Origin of the sequence: Parabacteroides caecihominis, from assembly GCF_023656785.1 — a bacterium.
GTDB lineage: Bacteria > Bacteroidota > Bacteroidia > Bacteroidales > Tannerellaceae > Parabacteroides > Parabacteroides segnis.
Genome location: NZ_JAMOKS010000012.1, coordinates 83503 through 97182 on the forward strand (window position 1 = coordinate 83503; position 13680 = coordinate 97182).

Genomic DNA, 13680 nt, shown 5'->3' on the forward strand with positions numbered 1-13680 from the left:
TTTATAGATATGAAAAGAATATTAGTGCATATTGTTTTTTGTATACTTTTGTTTTTTAGTTGGATGAATAACTGTTATGCGCAAGAGTGTGAGATGAAAAAATATAAAGACATAGAAGTGGAGGGAACGCTACTTGTGGAGTGGTTTTTTGATAAGGATGCAGAAAAATTGACTATTCAAATAAAGAATGGTTATAAGTTTAAGGTGGAAATAGTCCAAGTGAAATATAATCTTCCTTTTTATTTAGATATAGTTTATAAAGATGGGAAAAGAGGTCTTTATAGTCCTTCTGGTTTTGGTTTTTCTGACACTTTAGATGTGTTGAAATTAAAACCAGGTGGTATTTATAGAAATACATACAAATTGGATTATAAACGACTAAAAATCAGTAAAATTGTTGTTTATGGAAGATATCTTCCTTATATAATAATAAATGAGATGGGAGAAACCATTGCTTACTGTGTTTATCGTCAAAAAGAAAAATATTTTGATTATCAGTGAAATAGCAAGTTGAAAACTTTCTTCTTATTAGTTAAATTATTATAAAGTAATTACTGTCTCGCAATTTATTCGTTCTTTTGCAGAAAAATTGGGAGGTATGCACCCTGTGCGTATCTCCCCAATTTATTGAATAATAATAAGGTTACGTCTGATGGCTGAAAATAATAAGGTTAACTCGGTTTCTTTCTTTAATTCTCGTCTTACTTCCATCATAAGTATCGCCCTGGTGCTTTTCCTGCTCGGGTTGATTTTGTTGATGGGGTTGCTTGGAAATCAGTTGTCGGTTTATGTCAAGGAAAATATATCATTTTCTATTGTATTGAAGGATAATCAGAAAGAAGCAGATATCAAGAAGATGCAGAAAAGCCTGGACGCGCTTCCTTTTATCAAATCTACCGAATATATATCGAAAGAACAGGCTGCGAAGGAACTGGAAGAAGAATTGGGTGAGAATCCGGAAACCTTCCTCGGCTTTAATCCGTTGCAGGCATCTATCGAAGTGAAGCTGCATTCCGAATATGCAAACCCGGACAGCCTACAGCATATCGAAAAGAAAATCAAAACATATACCTCTGTATCCGACCTGCTTTACCGGAAGGATATGATGCAGATGGTGAACGATAATATGAAACGCCTGAGCATTATCCTGCTCACATTGGCTGTTATGCTGATGGCTATATCGTTTGTCCTGATCAGCAATACGATCCGTTTGCTGATTTATTCCAAACGTTTTTTGATCCATACAATGAAATTGGTGGGAGCTACTTCCGGGTTTATCCGGCGCCCTTTTGTGCGCTATAATGTGGTAAGCGGTATTTTTGCATCCATCCTGGCAATATTAATGCTGACCGGTTCGTTATATTATTTACAACACGAATTGGACGGTTTTATCCAGCTATTGGATGTGAAGGCTTTACTGGTTGTATATGCGGCGGTGTTCCTGCTGGGAATCCTGTTGTCGGTAACGGCTACCGTATTTGCTGTAAACAAGTACCTCCGTATGGGTGTTGATAAGTTGTATTATATATAATAAACAAAAAGAGATGGCTAAGAGAGATTTTGCTTTCGGAAAAGAAAATTTTATTCTGATCGCGGTTGCAGTGGCGGTGATCATTGTGGGTTTTATGTTGATGAGTGGCGGTGGTTCTGGTGATACAACCAGTTTTAACCCGGAGATATTCAGTGCACGTCGTATCGTTGTTGCTCCGGTAGTAACTGTGATCGGGTTCGGCCTGATGATTGTAGGAATCCTGAAAAACAGCAAAGGTAAAGAAATCGCAGAATGAGTTGGTTGGAAGCCTTGGTGCTGGGGATCGTACAGGGACTGACGGAGTATCTTCCCGTAAGCAGCAGCGGACATCTGGCTATCGGATCGGCGCTGTTCGGAATTGAAGGAGAAGAGAATCTGGCATTTACAATCGTAGTCCATGTGGCTACGGTATTTAGTACATTAGTTATACTCTGGAAAGAGATCGAATGGATATTTCGCGGCTTGTTCAAGTTTCAGATGAACAGTGAGACACGTTATGCGATCAATATCCTGATCTCCATGATACCGATCGGTATTGTCGGAGTATTTTTCAAAGATACGGTCGAATCTATTTTCGGATCGGGTTTGCTGATAGTCGGTTGCATGTTGCTGGTGACAGCGGCGTTGCTGGCCTTCTCTTATTATGCAAAACCCCGGCAGAAAGAAAATATTTCGATGAAAGATGCTTTTATTATCGGCTTGTCTCAGGCTTGTGCCGTCTTGCCCGGACTTTCACGTTCCGGAACAACGATTGCCACAGGTTTGTTACTGGGTAATAATAAAGCGAAACTGGCTCAGTTCTCCTTCTTGATGGTGATTCCTCCGATTCTGGGAGAGGCCCTGTTGGATGTATTGAAACTGGTAAAAGGTGAAGATATCGCCGGGGATATCCCGACGCTTTCGCTGGTTGTCGGTTTTGTAGCGGCTTTCCTGTCTGGTTGTCTGGCTTGTAAGTGGATGATCAATATCGTGAAGAAAGGAAAGTTGATCTACTTTGCTATTTATTGTGCAATAGCCGGTCTGGTTACTATTGCATGCACATTGATGAAGTAAATTAGAATGGATTTTATTGCAGGAGAGGTATTATATTTTAACAAGCCGCTGACGTGGACTTCGTTCGATCTGGTGAACAAGTTCCGCTATAAATTATCGCGGAAGCTGAAAGTGAAAAAAATAAAAGTCGGACATGCCGGAACGCTCGATCCGCTGGCTACCGGAGTGATGATCGTTTGTACCGGCAGGGCAACCAAAAGGATCGACGAATTCCAGTATCAGACGAAAGAATATGTCGCTACCCTGAAGCTGGGAGAAACGACCCCTTCTTTTGACCTGGAAAAGGAGATAGACGCCGTATATCCGACGGAACATATAACCCGGGAGAAGGTGGAAGAGGTACTGAATTCGTTTGTAGGAACGATACAGCAGATTCCGCCGGTCTTTTCGGCCTGCAAGGTGGATGGGAAACGTGCCTATGAACTGGCGCGTAAAGGTGAAGAAGTGGAGTTGAAGTCGAAGACACTGGTGATTGATGAGATGGAGTTGCTGGAATGCAACCTGCCGGTCATTAAGATCCGTGTGGTGTGTAGTAAAGGTACTTATATCCGTGCTTTGGCGCGCGATATCGGTGTAGCCCTGAATTCGGGTGCCCATCTGATCGGATTGGAACGTACCCGGATCGGAGATATAACATTGGATAAATGCATGAATCCGGAAGATATCGATGCTTTTCTGGACGAAGCGATTGGGGATCGTGTGGCTGATGAAGCCGGAGCGGTTCCTTCTGATAAATGATAAGAATAAAAAGAAAATAAATAAAGTAACATTATGAAGCTATCTAAATTCAAATTTAACTTGCCGCAGGAACTGATCGCTCTTCATCCCGCAAAGAACAGGGATGAGTCCCGTTTGATGGTTGTACACCGCAACACCGGGGAGATCGAACACAAAGTATTTAAAGACCTGTTGGAATATTTTGGAGAAAAAGATGTATTCATCTTCAACAACACAAAAGTTTTCCCAGCCCGTTTATATGGTAACAAAGAAAAGACCGGTGCACGTATCGAAGTGTTTTTGTTGCGTGAACTGAACGAAGATCTTCGTCTTTGGGACGTGTTGGTCGATCCGGCCCGTAAGATCCGTATCGGTAATAAACTTTATTTCGGAGAAGACGATTCGATGGTTGCCGAAGTGATCGACAATACGACTTCCCGTGGCCGTACCCTGCGCTTCCTGTATGACGGTAATCATGATGAATTTAAAAAAGCATTGTATGCGTTGGGTGAAACCCCGCTGCCTAAATATATCGACCGTCCGGTGGAAGCCGATGACGAAGATCGCTATCAGAACATTTTCGCTACGGAAGAAGGTGCGGTGGTTGCTCCGGCAGCCGGTCTGCATTTCAGCCGCGAATTGATGAAACGTCTGGAGATTAAGGATTGCCGTTTTGCTTTCCTGACTGTTCATTCCGGATTAGGAAACTTCCGTGAAATCGACGTGGAAGATTTGACGAAGCATAAGATGGATTCCGAGCAGATGGTCGTGAACGGAGATGTTGTGAGCATTGTGAACGAGGGTAAGGACGACGGTCGCCAGATCTGTGCTGTCGGAACTTCCGTGATGCGTGCGGTAGAAACGGCGGTAAGTACTGACGGACACCTGAAGGAATTCGAAGGATGGACCAATAAGTTCATTTTCCCTCCTTACGATTTCAGTGTGGCTACCAGCATGATCACCAATTTCCATATGCCGCTGTCGACTCTTCTGATGATGACTGCTTCATTCGGAGGATACGATCTGATTATGGATGCCTATGAGGTAGCCCTGAAAGAAGGATACCGTTTCGGTGCCTATGGTGACGCAATGTTGATTATCTAAGACGCGGTTTATGGCTATCGCATACCTGGCTTTAGGTACGAACATAGGAAATAAAAGACGGAATATGATAACGGCCGCAGCGCTGTTAGCTGAAAGGGTGGGAGACGTTCTCGCCCTTTCAGGTTTTTATGAAACGGAACCCTGGGGGTTTCAGTCGGAAAATACGTTCCTGAATGCGGCTTTGCAGCTTGAAACGGCTCTGTCTCCGCTTGAACTTTTAAAAGCGACCCAGGAGATCGAGATAGAGATGGGGCGTACACAGAAAAGTAACGGAGCCTATCATGACCGTATTATCGATATCGATATTCTGTTGTATGACGACCTGGTCCTGCAAACTCCGGAGCTGACTTTGCCGCATCCGCTGATGCATGAACGTCTGTTCGTGATGGAACCTTTGGCCGAAATTGCCCCGAATGTAATTCATCCCGTATTTAAAAAGCCTGTTATTTCTCTGTTATAAAAGGCAACATTTTGTAACTTCGCACTGTTTTCACATAAATATAAAAGATAAAACAATGAACGATATAGAAAAAATCCTGACCGGTGGAGGAATGGTTTTCAAGAAAAAAGCCAGCGACGAAAATACCGGCGACAAGAAAATCAAATATTCTGACTTTCTGAGAGGTACCCATAAATCAGGCTCTGCCAAAATGAAAGCCGAGTATAAATACAAGAAAGCGCTTCGGAATACTAAAAAGAAAAAATAATTTTCAATTTTCAATTTTGAATTGTCAATTATTCTTATCTTTGCATCCGAATTGATGTGGATAGATTTGTATTGCTTGCAACCACAGGAAAAAATGCTAAAAACAAGATACTTTTCTTAGCCGTTCGGCATATATGGTCCTTCCGTTATCAATTCATTATTAATTAATAACCCGTTGTTAATTGAACATCGTTCTTTAGTCCCTACTAATTTTCAATTTTCAATTTTCAATTTTCAATTAAAAAGTAATGAGTTATTTATTCACCTCCGAATCGGTGTCCGAAGGGCACCCCGATAAAGTAGCCGATCAGATATCGGATGCTTTGCTGGATGAGTTTCTTGCGTATGACAAGAGCTCGAAAGTTGCTTGCGAAACCCTTGTTACAACCGGACAGGTTGTCTTGGCTGGAGAAGTTAAATCAAGTGCTTATGTGGATGTGCAGGATGTTGCACGCAGCGTGATCGAAAAAATTGGTTACACCAAGAGTGAATACCAGTTTGAAGCGAAATCATGTGGCGTATTCTCTTCTATCCATGAACAGAGTGGCGATATCAACCGTGGTGTGGAACGCGAAGACCCTTATAACCAGGGTGCCGGCGACCAGGGTATGATGTTCGGCTATGCTACCAATGAAACAGAGAATTACATGCCTTTGGCTCTCGATCTCTCACACAGCCTGTTATGGGAACTGGCTAAGATCCGCAAGAACGAAAACGACCTAATGCCTTATCTCCGTCCGGATGCAAAGAGCCAGGTCACTATTGAATATGATGACAACGGCAAGCCGTTGCGCATCGATACGATCGTTGTATCGACTCAGCATGACGAGTTTATCGGTCCTAAAGGCATTAGCCAGGAAGAAGCCGATATCGCTATGCAGAAGAAGATTGCAGCCGATGTAAAGAGTATCCTGGTACCGCGCGTAAAGGCCCAGTATCCGGCTCATGTACAGGCTTTGTTCAACGATGATATCATTTACCATGTGAATCCGACCGGCAAGTTCGTGATCGGTGGCCCTCACGGTGATACCGGACTGACCGGACGTAAGATCATTGTGGATACATACGGCGGAAAAGGTGCCCACGGTGGTGGAGCATTCTCCGGTAAAGACCCTTCGAAGGTTGACCGTTCTGCCGCTTATGCTGCCCGTCATATCGCCAAGAACCTGGTGGCTGCCGGTGTGGCTGATGAAATGCTGGTACAGGTATCTTATGCAATCGGTGTCGCAAAACCGATGAACATCTTCGTGAATACCTTCGGCCGTGCAAATGTAAAAATGACAGACGGTGAAATCGCTGAAAAGATCTGGGATCTTTTCGATATGCGCCCGAAAGCCATTGAAGAACGCCTGAAACTGCGTAACCCGATCTATCTGGAAACAGCCTCTTACGGTCATATGGGACGTAAGCCGGAAACGGTTACCAAAACATTTATATCCCGTTATAACCCACAGCCGACAGTCTGCGAAGTAGAGTTGTTTACCTGGGAAAAGCTGGATTATGTAGATAAAGTGAAAGAAGCATTCGGAATTTAATATCCGGAAAAATAATTTTAAAAAAGGATATGCCATCTGTGGTATATCCTTTTTTTTATCTTGTTACCTGAATTTGTTTTCGTTTTAATCGTGTTTTATCGGGTACTTACAGACTTTTAACTTAAGAAAAATAATTAACATATTCCGTTCCAAAATTTCCGAATAATGAAAGAGAAATTGAGAACTTAAAACCTTATTGATGTGTTCTTAATATCCAACGGTAAATGTTGTCGAGTTAAGATATGAGTGTCAAAAATTATCTATATTTATTTATGTCTTTATGGCTGCATATTTCTTGTATAAAAGAAGAAATTAAGCCATGTCCTCCCTTGCAAATAAATATAGCTGTTAAAGATAAAAATTATTTTAATATCAACAATGTGGAGTTGGAAGAATATAAGGAAGAAAATCTGTCTTTTCGGGAATATATACCTACTCTTTATTATACCTTATCAGATCTCAATACAGGAGAGGTAATTGAACATAAAAATGTATTCAATATAATAGGAGATGAAAAAGTATATTCTGTCGGATTACCAGATAATATTCCGTTCGGAAAATATGTATTTACCGTATGGGGAGGATTATCGGATGACAGTCCTTTAAAGGATGATCCTCAAAAAGCAATTTTACACATTGGTAACCGGGAAAGCGATGACCTTTACCTGGCCGATGATACACTGGTATATGATGCGGAGAATTATCTCTATACTGTAGATATGGAACGTGTAAAAGGTAAATTAATCGTTCATCTGGTAAATTTACCTCGTTCTGCAAATCATTCCGATAATACAATTGACAGTCTCTTTAAACGAGTGGACCGTCACTTTAATTACACAGAATCAACATCCGTCTATAAACGATTTGACCGGCAGGATGTTCAGGAAACTGTTATAAAAACAGTATTGGCGCCTTCCGGAAAAGATCGATATTCGCTGTTAAAACTAAACTTCTACGCTACTGATACGTACGATCTTCCGACTTTTTCTCCCAAAGGAATGAATATTATCCTGAAGAGAAATGAACTGACTGTATTAAGATATGTGTACAACGGTAACGGAGAATTTTTGATTTACATGTTGGTAAACGATAACTGGGAGCAACAACACGGTTTGGTAATCAACTGACAAATCAGTAAGTAACAATTATTGTTTCACTTTAATTTTCAAAATGATGAAGAAGTTTTTATGTTTAGCAGCGACAGGCATGTTCTTGTTCTCTGCATGTAGTAACGATGGTGACCCGAAAGATGATCCGGGTCCGGAATCCGGAACAGGACAGGAATTGATCCTCCGTGTGGCTAATACCGGTGACGGTCTGACCACAAAGGCAGGACGTCCGCTATACAGTTCGGAGGCGACACAGACTATCGATAAAGTGAAGGTCGCGATATTCTCTTTAGGAACGGGTGATGCTCTCACCGGCTGTGTTTTTGATAAAGAGTATAATCAGTGGAGCGACGCATCTTCTCCCTCCGGAATTATATATAACGGTTCTGCAAATGACGGCTCTGCGGACCATGGGCGTTATACGACATTGAATCTGAAAACCGAGATTACAAACGGAAGTAATGTCGGCCTGGACCCGGGTAATTACTTAGTCTATGCGATCGGTTATACCTCTTCCGGCTCTAATTATACCTATTCTCCGGCTCTTACCGATATCGTAAAAGACTGGTCAGGCGCAAATACGTTTAGCTATGTAACCGCAACGACTACAACAGAAGGAGAAGAAGTATTTGCCGGTTCCATCCAAAAAATTACCGTAGACGCCAATCGGAATTTTACATTGACGGCCAATGTCGCTAACAACGTTCTTTATCTCCACCGCCAGGTGGCAGGTGCTTTCGGTTATTTTAAAAATATTCCGGCTAAAGTAGATAATAAAGACGCTGTTACCCTGCGTTTGGTAGCCTCAGCAAAAAACACACAATTAGAAATGACTAATTTCAATAGTAGCTTCAGAAAAACGGGAGGAGCGAACGTGAAATATGTCGTAAACGGAAAAACTTCAGCAACAGCAAACGCCAAATTCCATGATGCAGCAGGAGCCGACAATGCAGTTATTCTCTATCAGATTACATTAAGCGACTGGTTTACTGCCAATCCGATGGATACGAACGACGATGGTCTGTTAAACGATCAGGATGCCGGCACCGAACTGGCTTCTACCTGGGCGATCCCCGTAGCTATGCGTGCTGATTTTAATGCGAAAAAAGGAACCGTATTTGCCGGTAATTTCGTTATTCCATTTGCCAACCAAAATAGGAGTACATTAGAACTGCAATTATTAGACGGCGCCAATACAATTATAAAATACTGGACGGTAAATTTGGCAACAGCCCAGACAAATGTTGTAAATAAAGATAACGTAGCAATCGCAAACGAATCGACCGGTAGTTATAGTTTCGTGCGCAACCATTTATATACCATTGGCGAGAAGACAATGGCCAAACCCGGAGATCCGGAAAATCCCGGAGGAGGAGAAACCGAAGAGCCTGAAGATCTTTTCAAAGGACAAATCATAACGCTTCGTGTAAACGATAACTGGGAATTCATCCATAAGTTAGTCGTTGAATAAGGAGAATATATCCTGATAATAACAGGCGAGGCGATTCCTACATTGCTTCGCCCTGTTTCCTGTACAATCAATACATATATCCGGTACTTTTAGAGTTTAATAAATCATGAGAAAGTATATACCTCTGTTAATCATTCTGTTTGCTTTTTCCGCACTTAACATACGTACGGCAGAGAGCCTGACACGCAAAGCATTAGTTGCTCCCGATTGCTTGATCAATAATTTGGTCAATGTGGCGAAAGTGGCTTCCGGTGTACAAAATATGGATTATTTGCTGGATGAGAATCTGAATAATTACGCCACGTTCAGCGGGGTAGTCGGAGTAGATGTGGCGGTAGGTCCTGTTGTACGGATCAAGGATCTTAAAAATGTATATCCGGCAGGTACTACAGCAGGTTTTTGCATACAAGCGGGGGGAAATAGCAGTATTTTATCCCTGAATGTATTGAAAGGCATAGGTATTATGTTGTATAAGGGAGGGACACTTCAGGAAACAATTCTCGTAAAGGAGGGGCAAAATACAAGTGCGCTTAGTCTTCATCTGATACAACTGCCTGGGCAACAGGAAGCGGTGTCTTATCTAACCGTCTCGTCTACCAAGGATTTTGATGAGATCGGCCTTGTAAATACAGGAGTCGCTTTGGCTGCTATCGGAGAACTGAAGATCAGGTATGCTTTCGTGGGGGATGCTGTGGAAAAAACATTGACTACCAATAATTCGATAGCCGGGTTGAGTGCAAATGGAGCTCCTGTACTAGCTGTTAGTAATGCAGGAAACTTGATCACTCCTAATCTGACGGATTTCGCTACGGTCAGTTCCCTTATCGGAACTGCCTATGTCGAGTTAGCTTGGACTAATGATTATCCTGCCGGAACTGAAATAGGTTTTAAATATAAAGATGCAGGAATATTGAATATTAGTTTACTTGCCACGACGAAGCTGATACTTACTGATAGTAAGGGGAAGACATCTACTACAACCTTAGATCCCTCTGTCCTGGGATTGGGAGTCCTTTCGCAAGGAATGGTTCAGGTATCTGTCGTTGCCGACCAAGCCTTCAATAAGGCAAGATTATCTTTTACTAGCGCAGTAAGCACAAGCACTAAATCTGTCTATTACGGTTATATCTATGACCCTCTGACAGTCCCTCACCATCACAATTTAGGACTAACCGTGAATACCGCGATTTGTGCGGAGCAAACGACTTACCAGCTTACGGGAAACAGTGATATCACAAAATGGGAGGTGGTAAGCCAACCTACCGGAGAAAATGTAGCCGTCTCATCTACCGGAACGGTCACGAATATGACAGCCGGTGTAACCGGTGACTATGTGTTCCGGGCAACAGCCTCTGATGGAGATACCGGACTGGTAACCATCACCAAAGGGATACAGACTGCAGTATCCGATGCCTGTAACCAACCTGTAGCCGGTGTATCCTTGTCGACTGCTATCAACGAATCCAGCGGAAGCCTGATTTCATTGAGTAATATGACTCATAAAGAGAATATTATCGATGCCAGTATGAGTACTTACGCCGAATATAACGGAGGCTTGAACATTGCAGATAACTTACAGATCGTAGGTGTAAAAAAGAATAGCGGAACTTTTAGCGATGGTACGGCAAAGAGGGTTGGTTTCGTTGTTGAGTCCAAGTCTACGTTATTAAGCGCTAATCTGCTCCAGTTCTTCCAGATAAGGGTCTATAACAACCAGACAAAAACGTATGAAAAGGTAATAGATAATACAAACGTAATATCGGTTGGGGCTATCGGTAGCGATTCTTCTTTGAAAGTTCGTTACAGTATTGTTGTTCCTGCCGACAAGAATTTCAATGAAATAGCCTTATGGAAAAGTGGCGTCCTTTCCACGGACATTTCCACATTACGCATTTATGGCGCATTTGTCGAACCGGCGACCCTGAGTTGTTATGGCAGTCCGATTGACTGTAGTACGACGATCATATCGACGGATAATACCGGGGCAGCTATCAATTATGCGGCAACCGGAATCAATGCCTTAGCAAGCGTTGGCGGTACAATATTGAACCTCGAAAATCTTATCGATAATAATCCGGCGACCTATACCTCTGTCAACGGTATAGGTGTAGCTTCTTCCATAAAGATAGCAGTTAAGGTGGGCGGTGTATTGAATGCAACTCATAATTTGGGGTTGATCATAGACCAGTCGACTTATCTGGCTGGTGTTGCGGTCGGGAACTGGATGACTATGGAAACCTATTATAAGGGCACTTCTACAGGCGAGACGCTTACAAACTGGAGTGTGTTGGGATTGGATGCTATCGGCTACGGAGATAAGGAATATTTGATGATGCGCCCCAGGAGCCCCTTTGATGAAGTTCGTATTACGGTGAACGGTGTGGCCGATCTATTAAATAATCTGAAGTTATACGGCTTATTTTTTCGTCATGATATTGATGGAGATGGCATACCGGATTGTATCGATGAGGAATCGTGTCCGGGCGACCGTACTGGTCTTACTAATGTCAATGTGGGGCCGATTTGTCAAAACAACAATCTTACGGTTACCGGTAGCGGCATTCAGGGGAATAATTATACCTTGTTTTGTACTGCCCTCGGTATCAATGGACTTTCTTATTCCATAACGAGTGCCGACGGCTCTTTTAGTTGGGTGATCGGTCCCATATCCACATCCGGACGGTTTGACCTGATCGTGAAAGATAAGAATGGAAAGATCGTATCCGATCCGTTTTTTAAGGTGCATCCTTTGAATACAACTTGGAAGATCAATCCGGAAAATTTCGATTGGAACCATTGGGAAAACTGGACCAACGGTTCGCCGCTGATATGTACCAACGTGACCATTCCTTCCGATTGCAATATTTATCCGGTTCTGACCAACATAGAGCAAAACGGATGTAATAATATTTATTTTGAGTCCGGAGGAGAGGTCGTAAAAACTCATCTGTTGATCTATCAAAAAGCCTGGGTAGACCTGACGCTTAATTCGGATCGTTATTATATGCTTGCGGCTCCGTTGAAGAGTATGGTGACCGGGGATATGTTTATTCCGGCAGGAGGAAATCCGGCACCATTTACATCGCTGAATGCAGCTTCTACACCGCAAAATCGTTTTAATCCCCGTATTTATCAACGTTTATGGGCCAGTGATGCTGTCGGTCAAACATTGAGGAATGGAAAAGTAACCGTAAAACCTACGGAAACTCAATGGACGAAGCCATTTAATGCATTGGCGCAGGAATACAGTATGGGAAAAGGTTTTTCTCTGAAAGCTGTGCAGGGTACAGCTACTTTGCCGCTCATATTTCGTTTCCCCAAGGAACATACCGAGTATGAATATGTGACTACGGACAATCAGGGTACGGGCATAAAAGAGACTATCGCCCGTTCGGGAGTCGGTCGTTTTATCTATGAAAATAATACCCAAGGTGTTTCCTTCCCGATCTCGGTTACATTGACAAATAAAACGGCCGGAACATATTTTCTGGTGGGAAATATGTTCATGTCTCACATAGATATCTCGGAATTTATGAAAGAGAATCCCGGGGTAAAATCTGTGCAGGTTTATGATGGCAATAGCAGTAATTCCACTATCAAAGCGGATGGTCAGCTATTAAGTAACGGTGCCGGTTATACCCGGATTGCCCCCATGCAGTCATTTTTCATAACCATAGAGTCTCCGTCTGCCAGCCAATCGGTCAGGTTTACGGAAGCTATGTTGGTCTCTGCTCCCGGCACGGAAAATAAGTTGAAAAGTACGGTTGTCCCGGCACAGCCGGATCCTGGCTCTCTTTTTTTGACCGCGTCCGCCGGGCAGGCGGAGAGCAACGCCTTGATCCGATGGAATCCGATGGCGGATAAAAAATATGTGGTGGGAGAAGACGCTGGGATTCTTATCGATAATGAAGTTCGTCCCTCTGTCGCTCTTTTCAGTATTGCGGATGAAAAAGCGCTCGATATCCAGCAACTTGACGATGCTGCGGAGATCCAGCTTGGATTTTATCTGCGGACTCCTGCGGATGTAAGTTTATCAGTTCGCAAAACAGAAAATGGGGAATGGACCGGGTGGAACCTGTTTGATGCAGAGAAAGGACTACAATATTCACTCGATACTCCTGAAACAACAATCGTATTGGGGAATCTCTCAACCAATGTCGGGCGTTTTTATCTGAGAAAAGAGACAATGACCAATAGTGAAAACGGTATATCCGATGAAAACCGTATCTTCTGTTACAAAGAAGGAACGGATGAGGTGGTCGTGCGTGCTACATCTGCAACAATGACCCGTTGTGAAGTTTACCATGTTAGTGGACGGTTGGTCGATTCGGTATCCTATCCGGCAACTGAATATCGGTTACGCTTGTCTCCGGGTATCAATCTGATTAAGGTTTATATCGATGGAAAAGTACCCAGGGTACTTAAGCTCAGCAACTATTAATAGTAAAAAAACA

Annotated in this window: 12 protein-coding genes; all 12 read left to right on the forward strand. The window is 42.8% G+C overall.

Features of this window, described 5'->3' with window-relative positions:
• The first annotated feature begins 9 nt into the window (after positions 1-9).
• Entirely contained in the window at positions 10-501 is a 492-nt protein-coding gene (locus NBH14_RS11885; RefSeq protein WP_186959441.1) for a hypothetical protein, read from the forward strand.
• 151 nt (positions 502-652) lie between these two features.
• Complete coding sequence (locus NBH14_RS11890) at positions 653-1531, forward strand: cell division protein FtsX (protein ID WP_009859624.1); 879 nt, start codon at positions 653-655, stop codon at positions 1529-1531.
• Between the two features lie 13 nt (positions 1532-1544).
• On the forward strand, positions 1545-1787 hold the full coding sequence (locus NBH14_RS11895; RefSeq protein WP_128135715.1) for a DUF3098 domain-containing protein: 243 nt from the start codon (positions 1545-1547) through the stop codon (positions 1785-1787).
• Positions 1784-2584 (forward strand): undecaprenyl-diphosphate phosphatase, encoded by an 801-nt coding sequence (locus NBH14_RS11900; protein WP_186959440.1) that lies wholly within the window; start codon positions 1784-1786, stop codon positions 2582-2584. The genes NBH14_RS11895 and NBH14_RS11900 overlap by 4 nt, the downstream gene beginning before the upstream one ends.
• Before the next feature lie 6 nt (positions 2585-2590).
• On the forward strand, positions 2591-3322 hold the full coding sequence (gene truB, locus NBH14_RS11905) for a tRNA pseudouridine(55) synthase TruB (protein WP_186959439.1): 732 nt from the start codon (positions 2591-2593) through the stop codon (positions 3320-3322).
• A gap of 33 nt (positions 3323-3355) precedes the next feature.
• A complete protein-coding gene (gene queA / locus NBH14_RS11910) occupies positions 3356-4405 on the forward strand; it encodes a tRNA preQ1(34) S-adenosylmethionine ribosyltransferase-isomerase QueA (protein WP_186959438.1) in 1050 nt (349 codons plus the stop codon).
• A 10-nt stretch (positions 4406-4415) separates the two neighbouring features.
• Positions 4416-4865: a 2-amino-4-hydroxy-6-hydroxymethyldihydropteridine diphosphokinase gene (gene folK, locus NBH14_RS11915; RefSeq protein WP_186959437.1), complete on the forward strand. Its 450-nt coding sequence runs from the start codon at positions 4416-4418 to the stop codon at positions 4863-4865.
• 55 nt (positions 4866-4920) lie between these two features.
• On the forward strand, positions 4921-5112 hold the full coding sequence (locus NBH14_RS11920) for a hypothetical protein (RefSeq protein ID WP_009859618.1): 192 nt from the start codon (positions 4921-4923) through the stop codon (positions 5110-5112).
• A gap of 247 nt (positions 5113-5359) precedes the next feature.
• Positions 5360-6646, forward strand: coding sequence for a methionine adenosyltransferase (gene metK / locus NBH14_RS11925; RefSeq protein WP_009859617.1), 1287 nt, complete (start codon positions 5360-5362; stop codon positions 6644-6646).
• A gap of 329 nt (positions 6647-6975) precedes the next feature.
• Entirely contained in the window at positions 6976-7773 is a 798-nt protein-coding gene (locus tag NBH14_RS11930) for a hypothetical protein (RefSeq protein ID WP_250817458.1), read from the forward strand.
• Between the two features lie 46 nt (positions 7774-7819).
• A complete protein-coding gene (locus NBH14_RS11935; RefSeq protein WP_186959435.1) occupies positions 7820-9226 on the forward strand; it encodes a hypothetical protein in 1407 nt (468 codons plus the stop codon).
• 106 nt (positions 9227-9332) lie between these two features.
• Positions 9333-13667, forward strand: coding sequence for a hypothetical protein (locus NBH14_RS11940; protein WP_250817460.1), 4335 nt, complete (start codon positions 9333-9335; stop codon positions 13665-13667).
• Positions 13668-13680 lie beyond the last annotated feature (13 nt).